Here is an 18,979-nt window from a genome sequence, read left to right on the forward strand (position 1 = left end):
TGGCGCCCTCGACCCCGCGGCTGAGAGCTCCCCTGGCGGCTTTCAGCGCGCGCCTGCGGTGGTTGCCGATCGCCCGGGGCACGTCGATCGCCCCCGCTCACCCCGGCGAGCCGGCCGCGGCCGTCAGTTCTCGATCGGCACCATCACCAGAAGCGACGTACCCTCCTCCGCGGAACTCGTGATCGTCAGCTTTCCGCCGAGCGCCTCGGCGCGGTCCCTGAGCCCGATGAGCCCCGACCCCCCGCCGTACTCGGCTCCCCCGGTCCCGTCGTCGCTGACCGAGAGCCGGACCGTCGCCCCGGTCACGCCGAGGGTGACGCGCACCACGGAGGCGTGCGCGTGTTTCACCACGTTGGTCAGCGCCTCCGCCGCCGTGTAGTAGAGAGCCACCTCGACACGTTCCGGCAGGCGCGAGACGGAGCCCAGCTGGAGTTCCACCGGAACGGCGGAGCGCCGTGCGAGCGTCTTCAGCGCGGGTGCCAGACCGCCCTTCGAGAGGATCGCCGGGTGGATGCCCCTGGAGAGCTCCTGCAGATCCTCCACGATCCCGGTCAACCCCTGGACCGCCTGAGACAGCTGCTCCCTGAGCTCGGTCATCCCCGGCGGCACCCCGGCCTCCACCGCGCGCAGTTCGAGCCCGAGCGAGACCAGCCGCTGCTGGGCACCGTCGTGCAGGTCGCGCTCGATACGCCGGCGGGTCTCGTCGGCCGCGGCGACGAGGCGCGCACGGGAGGCGGCGAGATCGGCACGGGCCTGCGCGTTCGAGATGGCGGTCGCGATCAGCTCGGTGAAGTCCCTCATCCGCCCCTCGGCGCCTTCGAGCCTTGGCTCCCAGCGGTTGTAGAAGGCGAGCACCACGCCCCACAGCGAGCCGTCGACGATCACGGGAGAGCCGAGCGCGGAGGTGACGCCCATGTCACGGGCCCACTTCACGATCGTTCCCGAGGCCTCCTCATAGTTCGCTATCCGGGCCGGCCTTCCCGTCCTCAGCACCATGCCGGAGACGAGCGTCTCGTTGATCGGCCACTGCGAGCCGAGAGGCATCACCTCCGTCACGTCCCCCCGGAGGCTCCACGAGCCCGCCACCGTCGTGTGGTCGTGGTTGTAGCGGCTGATCGACACGTGGTCCGCCTTCATGAGGGAGCCCATCTCGCAGGCGACCGCGTTGAACAGCTCCGTCGAGGAGATGCCCCGCGCCACGAGCGTCGCGACACGCCGCAACGTCGCCTGCTCCCGCGCGATCCTGCGGAGCTCGTCACGGCTGGACGCCAGGACCGCCCCGACGCTCTCGCGATCGCGGGCCGCCCGCAACAGTGCTTCCAAAGAGGGCAGCATCCGGTCGCGCAGGCGTACCCGCACGTCCTCCGGCACGCCGGCGGGAATGACGAGCGTGCCGATCCGGCTGCCGTCCTCCATGAGCGGCAGAGCCTCGCCGTGCTCGCCGGCGGAGACCTCGTCAAGCCGGATCTCCAGGTTCGGTGCCCCCAGACCCCGCGCCAGGAGGTGCGAGGCCAGCGGCAGCGCCGCGCTCAGGTTCTCGGTACGCAGCAGGATGTGGGCCAGTTGCACGTTGAGGTCCGCTTCGCGGCGACGTTCGCTCGCCTGGATGCCCAGTGAGCGCACCCGTGCCGCGATCAAACAGGTCACCGTCCCGACGAGAAGGAAGATCGGAAGCGGGGTCCAGAGCCAGTGCTCCGTGGCGAGGCCGATCCCCATCGGGGGGAGGTCGAAGTAGTCGAAGGCGAAGGCACTGGCCAGCAGCACCACCAGTCCCGGCCACAGGCCCCAGACGACCGAGATCAGCAGAACGCCGAGCAGGTAGATCCCGCCCAGGAAACCGCCCGGCGTCAAACGGTCCAGAAAAAGGGACAGCAGAACTTCCGCCGCGATGCACACGGCGCCGCATATGATCCCCAGCACGAAAGATTGACGCTCTGTGTGCGTCAATGACGACAGCAGCCGCTCGCGCATAGGTACTAAGATACTCGCATGTCAACGAGATATTTCACACTTCGTCCCTGACCGTACCCCGCCTGATGAATTTACGGATGACGGTCCAGATTATTGGAAATTCCTTAACTTTTAAGTGACCATTATTTTAATGACAGGTCCGGCGGGAAACAGACCACGAAAGGACGATGGTCGTGTACGAGAACCGGATACGCGTAGCAGTGGCGGACGACGACGTGCTTTTCCGCGAGGGGATGTCGAGCCTGCTGACCCGGTCGGGCTTCGAGGTCGTCGGCCAGGCCGGAGACGCGGCGGAGATCCTCCCCCTGGTCCGCGAGCACCGGCCGGATCTCGTCGTTCTCGACATCCGGATGCCCCCGACCCACACGAACGAGGGGCTGGACGCGGCCCGGGTGATCCGTGAGGAGTTCCCGGACATGGGGATCCTCCTGCTGTCGGCGCACATCGAGGTGGAGGAGGCGCTGGAGCTGCTCGCCACCGGGCACCGGGTCGGCTACCTGCTCAAGAGCCGGGTGACCGGGGTGAGCGACTTCATGGAGACGCTTGAGCACATCGCCCTGGGCGGCTCGGTCGTCGATCCGAGCCTGGTGCGGGAGCTCATCAAGGCCCACCGCAAGGACGATCCGCTGGAACTTCTCACCACGCGCGAGCAGGAGGTCCTCGCCCTGATGGCCGAGGGACGCTCCAATGCCGGCATAGCGAGCAAGCTCTGGATCACCGAGGGCACGGTCGAGAAGCACGTGCACAGCATCCTGTCCAGAATGCGGATACCGGGGACGGAGGACGACCACCGCCGTGTCCTCGCCGTACTGGCCTTCCTCGAATCCCGCTGACAGGGGGCACCGCCCGGGGGACGGCCGACGTGCCTTGAAGGACCAGTGGGGCCGGTGGTACCGATGAGGCGGCTTGGCGTCGCGGGCCGATCCGGTGGGAGACCCGCGGAACACGCCCCGGGTCAGCTGGAGCCCAACTTCCCCTCCTCACAGGCTTCCCGGAGAATGTCGCGGATCGCCGCCCCGGAAAGGGCTGACTTCGACAGGAACGCGATGGCGGGACCGGCCACGATCATGTCCACGAAGTCCCTCTCGGCGTGGGTCGAGATCATGATGATGTGCGGGCGGCTATCGGGCCGCACCCGCGCGAGTCGCCGAGCGACGTCGAAACCGCTCTCCTCACCGAGATCGATGTCGACGAGCGCGACGTCCGGCCGGGAATCGCTGATCTGCCGAAGGGCCTCTTCGCCCGCGGAGGCCATGCCGACCACGGCGATCCCCTCCCGCTCAAGCAACGCCCGGGCGGCACAGCGGAAGTGATCGCTATCATCGACGATTAGACAACTTATGGCCACACCTCGAGGATCTCAGGGGAGCGGCGTCGGCACATTGCAGCTAGCGGGAAACCCGGGAGGTCGCTGGCATGAGTGGAGCCCCTCCGGCAGGCCACCGCGAACACCGCGCTGTCAGGCCCCAAACGGCCTGAGCACCACCGAATCCCCCGGCGGCCCGAGCCTTCGGGTCAGGCTCCGAGCGCCTCGCACGCGCGTCCCACCCCGTCCTCGGCCCGCAGCCGCTCCCCCAGCCGCGCCGCCACCGCCCGCGTTCCCGGATCCCGTACGGCATGTACCACCCGTGCGGCCAGCGCTCCCACGGTGGCCCTTCCGATCGGCAGCGGCGCGGGCCCGGCCCCCAGCGACGCCACCCGTGCTCCCCAGAACGGCTGGTCGGAGAAGAAGGGACAGATCACCCCCGGTATCCCGGCCCGCAGGCCCGTCCCCGTGGTCCCGGCGCCGCCGTGGTGCACCACCGCGGCCATTCGCGGGAAGAGCCACTCGTGATCGATATCGCCGATGACGAGCATGTCGTCGGCGCCCTCGTACGGCATGCCCTGAAGGACCCCCCGCACCCCGGCCCTGCGCAGCGCCGCCACCACCGTCTCCGCCGTCGCGACCGGGTTGGCCGGAACCATGCTGCCGAAGCCCACGAAGACCGGCGGCGGCCCCGCGTCGAGGAACGCGACGATCTCGGAGCGGGGAGGCAGCGCGCGCTCAAGCGACCAGAAACCGGTCAGGTGCACGTAGTCCGGCCAGTCCCGCGGGCGGCCGACGATCCAGGGACTGACCCCGCACAGCACCGGCACCCGATCGGCCCGTGCCCGCCGGAACGGGCTGCCCCGCATGGGCCCGAGCTTGAGCACCCGGCCCCGCAGCCGGTTCACCATGCGGCCGAGCAGCAGCCAGCTCAACCCCTCGACCAGCGCGTAGCTGGCCCGGTTACCGGCTCCGCCGAGCGTGCGCAACGGCACCAGCGGGTTGGGGAAGGCCCGGGTGGGCTCGCTGGGCTGGAAGTGCAGCAGCGCGTACGGCATGCCGTACCGCTCGGAGAGATGGTGCCCGAAACCGCCCAGCGCGGGTGACAGGACGAGGTCGGCTCCGGCGCAGGCCGCGTCCACCTCGGCGACCAGGCGCTCGGCGAGCGGTTCCACGATCGTGCGAAACCCCCTGGCGAACCCGGCGGGGCCACTCCGCAGCCACGCCTGCCCCTCCTCGGACTCCATGATCTTCAGCGGGTCCACGCTGATCGGGCTGAACTCCAGCCCCGCCTCCTCGACCAGCCCTCCGTAGCGGCCCGCCGCCACGATCATGACCTGATGCCCCCGCCGGGCGAGCCCGGCGCCGAGCGCGACGCACGGCTGGGTGTCACCCCGCGAGCCGAACGCCAGGACCGCGATCCTCACCGGAGCCTCCCAGAACCGACTGCCCGCCGGAACTCACCGGTCCGGCGGCTCATCGGAGCGTCACCAGGCTGATGGCCGCCCCCGTGACGACCAGCCCCGCGGCCACCAGCAGGCCCGTCGAGTAGCCGGCCGTGAAGCTCGCGGAACCGTTGACGATCACTCCTATGATCGCGATGCCGAACAGCCCCGACATCTCCCGGGCCACGCTGAACACACCCCCGGCCACCCCTGCCCTGGACTCGGGTACGGCACCCAGCACCGCCGACCCCAGCGGCATGGTCAGCGCCGAGCCGATCCCGATCACGCATACCGATGGCAGCAGTTCGGCCCAGCCGTCCCCCGGGCGCAGGAACGCGACGGCGGCCATGCCCGCGGCGACGAGGACGAGCCCCAGCGCCACGGTGCGCGCGGCGCCGATCCGGCGTTCCGCGAACGGCACCAGCGGCGTGACCACGACGACCAGCAGCGCCAGCGGCACGAACGCCAGCCCGGACGCGGTGGGGCTGAAACCGAGCACGCCCTGCAAAAACAGCGCGGTGAAGAAGAAGACCCCGTTGACCCCGAGTCCCCAGAGCACCTGGGCGATCACCCCGCCGGTGAAGGTTCGCGACCGGAACAGCGCGAGGTCCACCATCGGGTCCTCGCCGAGCCTCTCGGCGACGGCGAAGACCAGAGCGGCGGCCACCGCGAACAGCACCGCGACCAGGATCGGCGGCGAGGTCCAGCCCAGCTCGGCCCCGAAGGTCAGGGCGAAGGTACCCGCCGACAGGACGACCACCGACGACGCGACCCCTGGGACGTCCACCCGGGCGGCCCGCTCGTCGCGCGACTCCGGGATCGCGACGGTCGCGAGCGCGATGATGAGGACGCCGAGCGGGACATTGAGCAGGAAGATCCAGCTCCAGTGGAAGTGCTGGGTGAGATAGCCGCCGACGACCGGCCCCAGGGCGAGCGCGCCCGCCCCTGACGCCATCCAGACGGCGACCCCGGCGGACCGCTGCCGCTCGTCGTTGCCGACCGCGACGATCGCCAGCATCGCGGGCAGGATCAGGGCCGACCCGGAACCCTGCACCAGCCTGGCGGCGACGAGCGCGCCCACCGAGGTGGCCAGCCCCGCCGCGAGGGACGCCGCCGTGAAGACGGCCAGTCCCGCGACGAGCACCCTGCGACGGCCGTAGACGTCGGCCAGCCTGCCACCGGCGAGCATGAAGCCCGAGAAGGTGAGGACGTAGCCGGTGACGACCCATTCGAGCGCCGCCAGCGACGCGCCCAGCTCCGCCTGCAGGGTGGGCAGCGCGACCGTCACGACGGTGTTGTCCAGGGTCGTCACGAATCCAGCCAGCCCGATGACCAGCAGCAACAGCCCTCGCCGCGCTGCCGGCGCTCCTGATGGCGCCCCTGACGGCGCCTCTGACGGCGACGCGGCGGACGGAGCCGGTACGACCTGTGCGTCTGGCCTGGGCCGCGCGCCCGGTACGGCCCGATCGCTCACTCGTCCACCTCTGTCCACTCCCAGCCGGATCCGTCGGCCTTGGGGCGTACGACCCGCGTGGTCCTGGTGCCCACGGCGACCCAGCCTCCCGTCGGTTCCTCCGCCTCCCGTCTCGCGGGCGCCCTGCCCACGTGCTCCCCCTCACCACGCGGTACGGCAGCGGGCGGGGAAGCGGGGACCGTCGCCCTCCGCTGCACCCCCGCCGGAGGTCGCGGAACCTGGGAGACCGGAACCTGGTGTACCGGAACCTGGGAGGCCGGAAGCCACGACGGTGACGGGGTCGAGGTCTGCGGAACCGCAGGCGGGGAGGGGGCCGAGGGGGGAGCCTGCGGGGATGCCGGGATCGCCTGCCGGAGCGCCGGAGGACCCGGCTCGATCGCCCTGGCCACCGGCCGTACCAGCGGCTCCAACTGGTCGATCAGATGGCTGCTGACCGGCGGCAGGCTCGGTACGCGGCACGCGTCCTCCGCCCCCTCCCCGGGTTCCGGCCTCCCCACCTCCTCAGGTACGGGCGCCGGGGCCGGGTGACGGGGAGACTGTTCCATCGCGTCCCGCACGGTCAGCAGGGGCTCCGGCGGGGACGGCTTCTCCTGCTCCTCGGCCCAGTGCCAGCCGGGACCGTCCAGGTTCGGCTTGATGACCTTCCTGGTCCTCCCCCCGGCCGGCCCGGGTCCGGACACCGGCGGTGCGGTGGACGCGGCGGGCCTGGCCGCCGGCCGGGCGGGAGGGGGCGGGGGCGGGGGCGGCTCGGCGTCGAGCCCGGGCATGGGGTAGGGATTCGACCGGTTCTGCCGGAAGGAGGTATCCGAGATCCGGGACCGCCAGGGACGTGCCGTACCGGGCTCGGGAGACGGGGTGCGGGACCCGTTGCGCGGTACCGCCGGGTCCGGGCGCGAGCCCCGGGTCTCCTCCCGCGCCGCACGGGCGTTCGACACCGGGACATGCGGGCCCGCAGGCGCCCCCGCAGCGTGGACATACGGGTCCACGGGCGCCCCCCAGGACTCCTCTCCCGCAGCGCGAACCTCCGGCACCGGAACATGCGGGTCCAGGTGTACGCCCCAGGGCCCCTCCCCCGTGGCGCGAACACCCGGCGCCGGGACGTGCGGGTCCATGGGCGAGTCCCAGGATTCCCCCTCTGCCACATGGAAATCCGGCACCGGGACATGCGGGTCCAGAGGTGAGGCGGGGGGCGGGGGAAACTCCTCGGCCCACTGCCAGTCGCCGTCCTGGCCGGTCCTGATGACGCGTACCGGAACGGCGGGAGCGATCGGCAGCGGTTCGGCGGGAGGTGGCGGGGGAGGCCCGGCGGGAACCTGGGGGGAGGTTCCGGCGGCGATCTGCGGGAGCCGCGGGAAGTGGGCGAGGCGGCGCGCGGGAGCGGCACGGTGGGCACCGGGGGCACCCGCGCGCTCCACCATCACGTACGTGGCGGGAAGCTCGCCCGTGGCGTGCTCGCGGATCTCGATCCGCCGGTGGAAGCCGCGCAGGAAGCTCGGCAGCCACCAGTTGGCCTCGCCCATCAGTCGCATCGTCGCGGGCACCAGCAGCGCCCTGACCAGGGTGGCGTCCACCACGATGGCCACGAACATGCCGACGCCGAGCATCTTGACGATCGTGATCCCGGCCGTGGAGAACGCCCCGATGACGACCAGCAGCAGCAGGGCCGCGCTGGTGATGACCCCTCCGGTCCGCTCCAGCCCGACCGCCACGGCCACGGTGTTGTCGCCGGTTCTGAGCCACTCCGCACGGACCCTGCTGAGCAGGAACAGCTCATAGTCCATGGAGAGCCCGAACACCACGGCCAGGATCAGCACCGTGATCGTCGCCTCGATGCTCCCCGTCGGGGTGAAGCCCAGGACGCTCGCGAGGTGGCCGTCCTGGAAGGCCCAGACGATCACGCCGAACGACGCCCCCAGCGACACGACGTTCATCAGGATCGCCTTGACCGGCAGCAGGATCGAGCCGAACGCGGCGAACAGCAGCAGGCCCGTCATGAGACAGACCACCAGTGCGGTCCACGGCAGGGTGGCCCGCAGGCTGGCCTGGAGGTCCAGCTGAGCCGCGGTGGGGCCGCCGACGACGACGTCCTGGAAGTTCGGCTCGGGCGGCAGCTCGCGGATCCTGTCGACCAGCGCGCGGGCCTCGTCCGACATCGGGTCCCTGTCGTAGCGGACCGCCAGCCGCACGGCGCCGCTGTTCTGGGAGACGCCGGTGACGTCGACGCCGGTGACGTGGTCGAGCGCCTCCAGCCGCTCGGCGAAGACCTTGACGTCCAGCGGGCCGACCGGGGTGACCGGGGTGATCCCCGAGTTTCCGACGCCGATGGGGCCGCGCTGGGTACCGACCTCGGAGGTGAGCGCGCCGGGCGCCGACGCGGTCATCGGCCCGACCAGGTCGCGCTCGACGAGCACGATGACCTCGATCGGCGCGAGGGCGTTCTTGGCGAACCTCGCGTTGATCTCCTCGGCCACCTGGCGGCTCTCGAACCCCTCCGGCAGTACGCGATGGTCCACGCTGCCGAACCTCGCGTGCGCGAAGGGCGCGGCCAGCGCGACGAGGAGCAGCCCGACCCCGAGGAGGTACGCGACCGGGCGGCGCATCACGCTGGACGCGATGGCGTGCCAGGTCCCGCCCCTGCGACTGCCGAAGTCGGGCATGACCTTGATCGCGTCCACCTTCGGCCCGAGCACGGCCAGCAGCGCGGGCAGTACCACGATCGCGGACACCATCGCGACCAGCACCACCGCCGCCGCGCCCAGCCCTATCGACCGCAGGAACATCTGCGGGAAGAGCAGCAGCCCGCTGAGCGAGGTCGCCACGGTCAGCCCGGAGAAGGCGACGGTGCGTCCGGCGGTGGCGATGGTCCGCACGACCGCCGCCTCGGTGGACGCCCCCCGGTGGATCTCCTCCCTGAAGGCGTTCAGCACGAAGAGCGAGTAGTCGATGGCCAGGCCGAGCCCGAGCATCGTCACGACGTTCAGCGAGAACACCGAGACGTCCGTGACCTCGGTGAGCAGCCTCAGCAGCAACAGCGCCCCGGCCACCGAGAGCAGCCCGACGACCAGTGGCAGGCCCGCCGCCACCAGGCTGCCGAAGACCATGACGAGCAGGACGAGCAGTACCGGCATCGAGATGGCCTCGGCCTGCTGCAGGTCGGCGCCGGTCTGCGCGTTGAGGTCCTTGAGCAGCGGGATCCTGCCGCCGATCTTGACCGTGTATCCGGCGGGCGCCCTGCGGAGCTCGTCCCTGATCTTCTCGTACCCGCTCTGCTTGGTCAGCTGCCCGCCGCGCAGGGTGATCAGCGCGTAGGTGGAGTGCCCGTCCTCGGAGACGAGTTCCCCGGCCTTGGTCGACCAGTAGGTGGTGGTGCTCGCGACCTGCTCGGCGGGCAGTGCGCGGAGCGCTTCCCGCACGTCCTTTTCGAACCGCTCGTCGGCGGCCTCGTACCTGGGATGCGTGTAGAGGGCCACCACGTCGGGTGAGTTGCCGCCGAACCACTTCTGGCTCCACTCGGCGGCCGAGGTCGACTCGGCCCCCGGGTCCTCGAAGCCGCCGTCGGACATCCTGCCGAACAGCCCCAGCCCGAAGTAGCCGGCGAGGACCGCGAACGCCGTCCCCAGGACCAGCAGGGACCAGCGCCCTCGGTAGACGGCCCGCCCAAGCGACTCGAACATCAGACGTCGGCACCTTGCCCATCGGCCGAGAACCCATCGGCCGGAAGCCCGTCGGCGGGGAAGGCGCCGGGCGGGAACTCGCCGTCCAGGTAGGCCCGCGCACAGGCACGTCTGGCGATCTTCCCGCTGGACGTGCGCGGCACGGCCCCCGCCTCGACCAGTACGAAGTCATGCAGCCGCAAATCATGATTTTTCGTGACAGCGGCGCGGACGTTGGCCGCGATCTCGTCGATGTCCCGCCCGTCGGCCTTCCGTGACCGCTCGGCCACCACCACCAGCCGCTCGGTCTCCTCCCCCGGCACCGCGAACGCGGCCACATGGTCCCTGCGGATGGCCTCCTCGGCCTCCTGCACAGTCACCTCCACATCCTGTGGATAGTGATTGCGCCCGTCGACGATGATCAGGTCCTTGATCCGTCCGGTGATGTAGAGCTCGCCCCCGTGCATGACGCCCAGGTCACCGGTGCGCAGCCAGGTGCCCTCCTCCCCTTCGAGGACGTTGCCGAAGACCTCGGCGCTGCGCTCGGCGTCCCGCCAGTAGGCCCGCGCCACGTTGGGCCCCCGCACCCAGATCTCGCCGACCTCGCCGTCAGGTCTGGCCGTGCCGGACGTCGTGTCGGACGTCGTGCCGGACACGGAGGCGATGACCACCCGCTGGCCCGTCGGCACCCCGCAGGAGACGAGGTCGCTGACCCGGCCCCGCCCCGTGTGCGGCACCGCGCGCCCCACGGTCAGCGCGTCGCGGTCGAACAGGGTGACGCGGGCGGGCAGGTCCCGGTCCATCGCGGTGACGAACACCGTCGCCTCGGCCAGGCCGTAGCCGGGGGTGTGCGCCTCGGGCCGCAGCCCGCACCTGGCGAACGCCTCGGAGAAACGGTCGATCGTGCCGCCCCGGAGCGGCTCGGCGCCGTTGAGCATGATCGACACCCCGGACAGGTCGAGCGTGGCCTTCTCCGCCTCGGTGACCCGGCTCGCCGTGTACTCGTAGGCGAAGTTGGGGCCGCCAGTGAACACGTCCTCCTGCCCGGAGAGCATCCGCAGCCAGCGCACCGGGTGCATGACGAACGCCACCGGGTCCATGAACATCGACTGGTTGCCGCCCACGATCGGCGCGGCGATGGTGGCGATCAGGCCCATGTCGTGGAAGAGCGGCAGCCAGAGCGCGGCCGTGGACACCCTGGGGGTGGCACGGAACGCGGTCCACAACTGCCTGGCGTTGGCTGTGAAGTTGCCATGGCCGATCTCGACCCCCGCCGGGGCACGGGTCGAGCCGGAGGTGTACTGCAGGTACGCCAGGTCGTCGGGGCCGATCGGTTCGGGGTCCCACTCGTCGGCCAGCAGGTCGGAGACCGTGTCCAGGGTGATGATCCGCTTGGGCCGGGGCGCGGAGCGGCCGTCCAGGAAGGCGTGCACCCCCTCCAGGGCGGGCGTCGTGGTGAGCACGCACACCGGGTCGGCGTCGGCGTAGGCGCGGATCAGCCGGTCGGCGTGACCGGGCAGGTCCGGCGCGAAGAGCGGTACCGCGATCACCCGGGCGTACATCGCCCCGAGCATCGCGACCACGTACTCAAGCCCCTGCGGCGCCAGGATCGCCACCCGCTCGCCCGGGTGCATCACCTCTCGCAGCCGTACGGCCAGCGCCCGTGCCCGCAGGTCGGCCTTCGCCCAGGAGAGCGTGTGCCGCACCCCGTCGCGCCCGGCGGAGTAGTCAATGAAGGTGTAGGCCGGAGCGTCAGGGATCTCCCGTGCCCACCGCTCAACCTGGGCGATCAGCGTCTCGCTCATGCTCAAGGTCCCCTCGCCGAGGTACAGGGACCTAGCAACTTACGTCAGGGGTATCTCGCAATTCTTGCCAAAGCACTCCACATTCCCGGCTGCCGGTTATTACCGGCATGACAACTGATCACCAATCGATCTGACCGCTCGTGCGAACCGGGCCGGACCCCGGGTCCCCTGTCACAGATCCGTCCGACCGCTCGTACGCAGGCCCCTGGCGGAGACCCGCTCGTGCAGGCCGAAGCGGGGCTCGGGCTCCCCGGCGCCGTCGAGGATCTCCGCGACGTACTCCGCCGGGGCCGGAGCGTGCCCGCCTTCGGCGGGGGACGTACCGGCCGGTGCCGGGGCGGCGGCGATAATCGGGGCATGGTTCCAGCCCAGTGGGTGTCCTAGATGCCGGCCGAATCCTCGCAGACCCTGGAGCGCGGCCTGCGGCTGCTCCGCCTGCTCGCCGACGGGCGCCGGGGTCGTACTCCCACGGAGCTGGCGGCCGAGCTGGAGCTGAGCCGCCCGGCGGTGTACCGCCTGCTCACCACCCTGCAGGGCGAGGGCTTCGTCCGCCGGGACAGTGCCGGGCGGGTCCACCTGGGCTTCGGGGTTCTCGTCCTGGCCCGTGCCGTGCAGCCGCTGCTCCGGGAGGGCGCCCTGCCCACCCTGCGCGGGCTGGCCGAGGAGGTGGGCGCGACCGCGCACCTGACGGTGGCCGAGGGCGACGAGGGCCTGGCGGTGGCGGTGGTCGAGCCCTCCTGGACGAACATGCACGTCGCCTACCGCGAGGGGTCCCGCCACCCGCTGACCCGGGGCGCCGCCGGGCTGGCCATCCTCGCCCTGCGCGAGGGCCGCACCGGCTACCAGGTCTCCGAGGGGCAGCTCCAGGAGGGCGCCCGGGGCGTCGCCGCCCCGGTGCCCGGCGTCCCCTGGCTGGAGGCATCGGTGGGCGTGGTCGCCTTCACCCCCCTCGACCAGGACTCCGTCGGCCCCCGGGTGGCCGCCGCCGCCGCCGAACTGTCCGGCTCGCTCGCCTGACGATCCGACGGGCGTGATCCCTTTCCGCTCCGCCCCGTCCGGCCCATGTGCCCGGCGGTTCGGTGGGCGTGGTCCCCTTCCCCCCGCCCCGAGATCCATCATTCCGAGCCGTCCGCCCCTGACGGCCTGACGGTTCCGCATATTAAATACGGCGATAAACGACAAACAATGACGAGAGCGGCATAGGACCGGCAAGATGGCAAAATAGAGATCTTCCCCCACTGACGCCAGAGAAAGAGCCTCCGTGTCCGACGAGACCTCCCCGCACGCCTCCGACCGGCGGTCGGCGACCCCGATCGACTCCGGTGTGGCCCACTCCGCCCGAATCTGGAACTACTGGCTCGGCGGCAAGGACAACTACGCCATCGACCGTGAGATCGGCGACCAATTCGTCGGGATATTTCCTGAAATCGTGGATATTGCCCGCTCGTCCAGGGCGTTCCTCTCCCGCGCTGTCGAGTACATGGCCGGTGAGGGCGGGATCCGCCAGTTCCTCGACATCGGCACCGGGCTGCCCACCGTCGACAACACCCACCAGGTCGCCCAGCGGGTGGCCCCGGACGCGCGCATCGTCTACGTCGACAACGACCCCATGGTGCTGACGCACGCCCGCGCCCTACTGACCGGCACCGCCGAGGGCGCGACCGAGTACATCGACTCCGACCTGCGCGACCCCGACAGGATCCTGAAGGCGGCCCAGGCCACCCTGGACTTCGACAGGCCCGTCGGGCTCATGCTGATGAACATCCTGGGGCACATCCCCGACATCGACGAGGGCCGCTCCATCGCGCGCCACCTGCTGGCCGCCCTGCCCTCCGGCAGCTACCTGGCGGTCGCCGACGGCACCAACGTCATCAACGGCGAGGAGTTCGAGAAGGCCATCGCCATCTGGAACGAGGCCGGCTCGGTCCCGTACATCCTGCGCAGCCCCGAGCAGATCGCGAGCTACTTCGAGGGTCTGGAGCTGATGGAGCCCGGCGTGGTCTCGTGCCCGCTCTGGCGTCCCGGACCGTCGATCGTCGGCGGCCTCCGCGAGGTGGACGAGTTCTGCGCCGTCGGCCGCAAGCCCTGATGCGCTGAGAGGCGCTCTGTCGCCGGAGCAACCGGGGCCCGCTTCCTCAGCGGGCCCTTCTTTCATGTTCGGCCTCCCCCAGGGCCGCGCGCCTGACGGCCGAGGTGCGGTTCTCCAGGCCCCGCACCGGCCGGCGGAACACCGATCCCTCGCGCGGCGGCCCCGGGCTCTCCTTCTCCACCGCCGTTACGCCCGGCCGTCAAGCCGTCCGGCACGCCGGGAACCGGCGGCCGACGTTTGACATCCATCCCGCCCTGACAGATGGTTGTTCGTATAAAGGACATGAGTGTCCGATAAGCGGACAGAGCGGGAGAAGCGGATGCCGTACTACCGGGTCGTGGGGGAGATACCTCGCAAGCGGCACGTGCAGTTCCGGCGGCCCGACGGCGGGCTGTACGCCGAGGAGCTGATGGGTGAGGAGGGGTTCTCCAGCGACTCGTCGCTGCTCTACCACCGCCATCTCCCCACGGCGATCCTCAAGGCCGAGGCCGTCGAGCCCACCGAGGCCGGCAGGCTCGTCCCCAACCTGCCTCTCTCCCCCCGTCACCTGCGCACCCAGGACCTGCCGGTCGGAGGCGACCTGGTCACCGGGCGCGGGCTGCTCGCCGGCAACGCCGACGTCCGCATGTCGTACGCCGCGAGCGAGACGCCCAGCGAGCTCTACCGCAACTCCATGGGCGACGAGTGCGTCTACATCGCGAGCGGACGGGTCAGGTTCGAGTCGACGTACGGGGTGATCGAGGCCGGGGAGGGCGACTACGTCGTCATCCCCACCGGGACCATCCACCGCTGGGTGCCGCAGGGCCGCGTCACGGCGTTCACCATCGAGGCCGCGGGGCACATCCGCCCTCCCAAGCGCTACCTGTCCACCCACGGCCAGTTCCTGGAGCACGCCCCCTACTGCGAGCGCGACCTGCGTTCCCCCGGCGAGCCCCTCATCGTCGAGGGCGAGGAGGTGCCGGTGCTGGTCCGCACCCGCGGCGGGCTGACCCGGCTGGTCTACCGCAACCACCCGTTCGACGTGGTCGGCTGGGACGGCTGCCTCTACCCGTACGCGTTCAACATCAACGACTTCGAGCCCATCGTGAAGCGCACCCACGCCCCGCCGCCGGTGCACCAGACCTTCGAGGGCCCGAACTTCGTGATCTGCTCGTTCTGCCCCCGGCCGCTCGACTTCCACCCCGACGCGGTCCCGATCCCGTACAACCACCACAACGTCGACTCCGACGAGCTGATGTTCTACGCGGGCGGCGACTACACCGCGCGCAGGGGCTCGGGCATCGACGTCGGCTCGGTCTCGCTGCATCCGGCCGGGTTCACCCACGGCCCGCAGCCGGGCGCCGTCGAGGCGGTCATCGAGGCGGTCGGGCAGGGCCACACCCAGACGAGCGAGCTGGCCGTGATGGTCGACACCTTCCGTCCCCTCGACCTCGGCCCCGCCGGCCTGTCGGTGGAGGACCCCGGCTACGCGTGGACGTGGGCCCGTTGACGGGCGGGTGCCCGGCGGCGGGTTCGGCTGCCACGGTCGGCCCGAGCACGGACCCCGCCTCCTCGGCCACCCCGGGTACAGGTGCGGGGCGGGCACGGTCACGGGATCTCCACTGGGTATGGGCAGGGCCATGGGTACAGACATGAACACGGACCCGGGAATGGGAACGGCGGCGCTCTTCCGCGGGCTCGTCGACGACGCCGGACTGTTCCCGCCGACCGGGCTGCCGATGACCGAGGCCCTGGAGCGGCACAGGAACGACCTGGCCGGCAACGATCCGGTGCTCACCCACCGGTTCCTCTGCCCGGCCGGCCGCCTGGCGGAGCTCCGCGACCACCTGACCTTCCCGATCCGGCTCGGCCTGATCATGGACACCCCCGCCCTCCCGCCACTCGACGGCCTCGCCGTCGAGCTGGTCGAGGTGCGGCAGGCGCCGGACGAGACGCCTCAGGCCGTGTCGGAGCGGCTGGCCGACGGGCTGCCCGCCGGGGCCAGGCTCTTCGTCGAGGTGCCCCTCGACGGCCGTGGGCCCCTGCCGCGCGACGGCTCGGGGCCCGGCCTGAAGTTCCGCTGCGGCGGACTGACCGCCGACGCCTTTCCCAGCGCCGTCGACCTGGGCGCCCTCATCGCGCACTGCGCGGAGTACGGCGTGCCGTTCAAGGCGACCGCGGGCCTGCACAACGCGGTCCGCCACTTCGACTCCGCGCTGGGCGTGGACCGGCACGGCTTCCTCAACCTGGTCCTCGCGGTCTGCGCGGCCGCGGAAGGCCGCGATCCGGTGCCGGTGCTGAAGCTGACGGACGTCGGCGAGTTGGTGCGGCTCGCGCGGGCCGTGCCCCAGGAGACCGCGACGCGCGCCAGGAAGCTGCTGGTCTCGTACGGATCATGCAGCACGAGCACCCCGATCGAGGACCTGACGGCCCTGGGCCTCGTCGCCCGGCGCCCGAGCGCGACCACCCGCACAACGAAGGAGAGCAAGTGATGGCTTGGGGCCTGGAGAACCTGCCCTACGGAGTATTCTCCCGCCACGAGGGGGAGACCCCTCGCGTCGGCGTCCGGTACGGCGATCGGATCGTCGACCTGGCCGGGGCCCTGCACGACGAGGTGTTCGCCACCGGCTCGCTCAACGCCTTCATGGCCAGGGGCCCGGTCGCCTGGCGCGACACCCGCACCCTGATCCAGAACAAGCTCCGCACCGACCTGCCGGTGGTCGAGCCGCACCTCGTCCCGCTGGAGGAGGTGACACTGCACCTGCCGATCGAGGTGGCCGACTACGTCGACTTCTACTGCTCGCTGGAGCACGCCTCCAACCTGGGCCGGATGTTCCGCCCCGACGAGGAACCGCTCAAGCCGAACTGGCGGCACCTGCCGGTCGGCTACCACGGCAGGGCCGGGACCGTCGTCGCCTCCGGCACCCCGATCACCCGGCCGTCCGGGCAGCGCGGCGCGGGGGTCTTCGGCCCGTCCGTCAGGCTGGACATCGAAGCGGAGCTGGGGTTCGTCGTCGGCACGCCGACGGCCCTCGGCGACCGGGCCGGACGCTTCGAAGACCACGTGTTCGGCGTGACCCTGGTGAACGACTGGAGCGCCCGCGACATCCAGGCCTGGGAGTACGTCCCGCTCGGCCCGTTCCTCGGCAAGTCCTTCGCCACCTCGATCTCACCGTGGATCACCCCGCTCGCCGCCCTGTCCGAGGCCCGCGTCGAGGGCAGGGCGCAGGATCCCGAGCCGCTCGGCTACCTGCGCCGCGAGGAGCCCTGGGGGCTTGACCTGCGGCTGGAGGTCGCGGTGAACGGCGAGGTCGTCTCCCGTCCCCCGTACCGGGACATGTACTGGACGCCGGACCAGATGCTCGCCCACATGACCGTCAACGGCGCCGCGCTGCGCACCGGCGATCTCTACGCCAGCGGCACGATCTCCGGCACCGGGCCGGGCGAGCGCGGCTCGCTGATCGAGCTGACCTGGAACGGGACCGAGCCGCTCAAGCTGCCCGACGGCTCCACCAGGTCGTTCCTGGAGGACGGGGACACCGTTACGATCACCGCGACGGCTCCGGGACCCGGCGGAACCGTGATCACTCTGGGCGAGGTGTCGGGCAGGATCGCACCCGCGAGGCAGGAGCATCGTGATCGATCCTGACAGGTGTCGAGCAGAAGACATACGGTAGGGAAAGGAACCTCCCCGACGTCCGACCCGTTGAACAAGGCAGGAGGGCCGGAGCATGGATTACTGGGTCATCTGGCTGATTCTGGCGGTCGTGCTGGTAGTCGCCGAGATCTTCACCCTGACCACCGCTCTCGGCCTGCTCGGGGGCGCCGCCCTCATCGCCTCCGTCGCCGCCGGCCTCGGACTGCCGCTCCCGCTCCAGTTCCTGGTCTTCGTCGCCTCCCTGGGCGCGGGGGTGGTCGCGATCCGGCCCATCGCCAGGCGCCATCTCAAGGGGCTGCAGCCCCGGAGCCAGCGCTTCGGGATCCAGGCGATCGTCGGCAAATCCGCGTACGTGCTGCGCGAGGTGACCGGTCAGGACGGCCGGGTGCGGATCGGCGGCGAGGAGTGGTCCGCCAGAGCCTACGACGAGACCCTGGTGATACCCGCCGGGGCTACCGTCGACGTCATCGAGATCGAGGGCGCGACCGCTCTCGTGTATCCCCGGGAGTGACTCATGGATGCTCTGCTCATAGCCGGGCTTCTCATCGTCCTGCTGGCGGTGTTCACCGTGGTTCGCTCGGTGCGCATCGTCCCGCAGGCACGGGCCCGCAACGTGGAGCGGCTCGGCCGCTACCACAGCACGCTCAAGCCCGGCCTCAACTTCGTGATCCCGTACATCGACCGGGTCTATCCGATGATCGACCTGCGCGAGCAGGTCGTCTCCTTCCAGCCCCAGCCGGTGATCACTGAGGACAACCTGGTCGTCGAGATCGACACGGTCCTGTACTTCCAGGTCACCGACCCCCGGGCTGCGGCGTACGAGATCGCCAACTACATCCAGGCCGTCGAGCAGCTCACGGTCACCACGCTGCGCAACGTCGTCGGCTCGCTGGACCTGGAGATGACGCTGACCTCGCGCGACACGATCAACAGCCAGCTCCGCGGTGTGCTCGACGAGGCGACCGGCAAGTGGGGCATCCGGGTCAACCGGGTGGAGATCAAGGCCATCGACCCGCCGAAGAGCATCAAGGAGGCGATGGAGAAGCAGATGCGCGCCGAGCGTGACAAGCGCGCGGCGATCCTCAACGCCGAGGGCCAGCGGCAGTCGCAGATCCTCACCGCCGAGGGTGACAAGCAGAGCGCGATCCTGCGGGCCGAGGGTGACCGGAGCGCCGCGATCCTCAAGGCCCAGGGCCAGTCCCAGGCCATCGACGAGGTCTTCCAGGCCGTACACCGCAACGACCCCGACCCCAAGCTGCTGGCGTACCAGTACCTCCAGGTGCTGCCGGAACTGGCCAAGGGCCCGAACAACACCTTCTGGGTGATCCCCAGCGAGGTCACCTCGGCCATCCAGGGCGTCTCCAAGGCGTTCACCGAGGCGCTGCCGCAGTCGGCCGCCACCCGCGAGGCCCCCGCGATCAGCGAGGACACCGCCAGGGAGACGGCCCAGGCCGAGCAGGCCGCCGCCGAGGCGGTCGCCGAGGCCGCCGAGGCCGATCTGGGTCCCCGCCAGCTCAACGCGGCTCCGCCCTCCCTGCCCACCGACGGCCTCTCGGTCCCCCAGGAGGAGCACCACCGCACCACTCCCTGAGTCCCGCT

The 18,979-nt window shown here is 71.0% G+C and carries 14 protein-coding genes; 8 read left to right on the forward strand and 6 right to left on the reverse strand.

What is annotated here, in order from left to right; all coding sequences use genetic code 11:
- Positions 1–123 precede the first annotated feature (123 nt).
- The gene (locus ABZU75_RS22620) at positions 124–1,971 is read right to left on the reverse strand and encodes a DUF4118 domain-containing protein (protein ID WP_355557430.1); all 1,848 of its coding nucleotides are present in this window, start codon (positions 1,969–1,971) and stop codon (positions 124–126) included.
- 167 nt (positions 1,972–2,138) lie between these two features.
- On the opposite strand from ABZU75_RS22620, the gene ABZU75_RS22625 reads away from it, so the two are divergent.
- Positions 2,139–2,804 carry a response regulator transcription factor gene (locus ABZU75_RS22625; protein ID WP_355557433.1) on the forward strand — a complete coding sequence of 222 codons (666 nt, stop codon included), beginning with the start codon at positions 2,139–2,141 and terminating at the stop codon, positions 2,802–2,804.
- A gap of 122 nt (positions 2,805–2,926) precedes the next feature.
- Here the strand turns inward: ABZU75_RS22625 and ABZU75_RS22630 are convergent, their stop codons facing one another.
- The 5 genes from ABZU75_RS22630 to ABZU75_RS22650 form a co-directional block, all read right to left on the reverse strand.
- Entirely contained in the window at positions 2,927–3,319 is a 393-nt protein-coding gene (locus tag ABZU75_RS22630) for a response regulator transcription factor (protein WP_355557436.1), read from the reverse strand.
- 167 nt (positions 3,320–3,486) lie between these two features.
- A complete protein-coding gene (locus tag ABZU75_RS22635) occupies positions 3,487–4,704 on the reverse strand; it encodes a glycosyltransferase (protein WP_355557439.1) in 1,218 nt (405 codons plus the stop codon).
- 49 nt (positions 4,705–4,753) lie between these two features.
- On the reverse strand, positions 4,754–6,064 hold the full coding sequence (locus ABZU75_RS22640) for an MFS transporter (protein WP_355557442.1): 1,311 nt from the start codon (positions 6,062–6,064) through the stop codon (positions 4,754–4,756).
- A 128-nt stretch (positions 6,065–6,192) separates the two neighbouring features.
- Entirely contained in the window at positions 6,193–9,870 is a 3,678-nt protein-coding gene (locus tag ABZU75_RS22645) for an MMPL family transporter (RefSeq protein WP_355557445.1), read from the reverse strand.
- Entirely contained in the window at positions 9,870–11,654 is a 1,785-nt protein-coding gene (locus tag ABZU75_RS22650; RefSeq protein ID WP_355557448.1) for a fatty acyl-AMP ligase, read from the reverse strand. The genes ABZU75_RS22645 and ABZU75_RS22650 overlap by 1 nt, the downstream gene beginning before the upstream one ends.
- A 384-nt stretch (positions 11,655–12,038) precedes the next feature.
- Here ABZU75_RS22650 and ABZU75_RS22655 point away from each other — a divergent pair, with 384 nt between their 5' ends.
- The 7 genes from ABZU75_RS22655 to ABZU75_RS22685 all read left to right on the forward strand — a co-directional run bounded on the left by ABZU75_RS22655 (position 12,039) and on the right by ABZU75_RS22685 (position 18,971).
- A complete protein-coding gene (locus tag ABZU75_RS22655; protein WP_350915762.1) occupies positions 12,039–12,671 on the forward strand; it encodes a helix-turn-helix domain-containing protein in 633 nt (210 codons plus the stop codon).
- Between the two features lie 244 nt (positions 12,672–12,915).
- Positions 12,916–13,743, forward strand: a complete 828-nt coding sequence (locus ABZU75_RS22660) for an SAM-dependent methyltransferase (RefSeq protein ID WP_355557451.1) — start codon at positions 12,916–12,918, stop codon at positions 13,741–13,743.
- 319 nt (positions 13,744–14,062) lie between these two features.
- Entirely contained in the window at positions 14,063–15,232 is a 1,170-nt protein-coding gene (locus ABZU75_RS22665) for a homogentisate 1,2-dioxygenase domain-containing protein (RefSeq protein WP_350955240.1), read from the forward strand.
- 142 nt (positions 15,233–15,374) lie between these two features.
- Positions 15,375–16,214, forward strand: a complete 840-nt coding sequence (locus ABZU75_RS22670; RefSeq protein ID WP_355557454.1) for a hypothetical protein — start codon at positions 15,375–15,377, stop codon at positions 16,212–16,214.
- Positions 16,214–17,371 carry a fumarylacetoacetase gene (gene fahA, locus ABZU75_RS22675; protein ID WP_355557457.1) on the forward strand — a complete coding sequence of 386 codons (1,158 nt, stop codon included), beginning with the start codon at positions 16,214–16,216 and terminating at the stop codon, positions 17,369–17,371. The genes ABZU75_RS22670 and fahA overlap by 1 nt, the downstream gene beginning before the upstream one ends.
- Positions 17,372–17,453: 82 nt before the next feature.
- Positions 17,454–17,891, forward strand: coding sequence for an NfeD family protein (locus ABZU75_RS22680; protein ID WP_350955183.1), 438 nt, complete (start codon positions 17,454–17,456; stop codon positions 17,889–17,891).
- Positions 17,892–17,894: 3 nt separating this feature from the next.
- A complete protein-coding gene (locus ABZU75_RS22685) occupies positions 17,895–18,971 on the forward strand; it encodes an SPFH domain-containing protein (protein WP_355557461.1) in 1,077 nt (358 codons plus the stop codon).
- Positions 18,972–18,979: the final 8 nt, after the last annotated feature.

Origin of the sequence: Streptosporangium sp. NPDC005286, assembly GCF_040607515.1 — a bacterium.
GTDB lineage: Bacteria > Actinomycetota > Actinomycetes > Streptosporangiales > Streptosporangiaceae > Streptosporangium.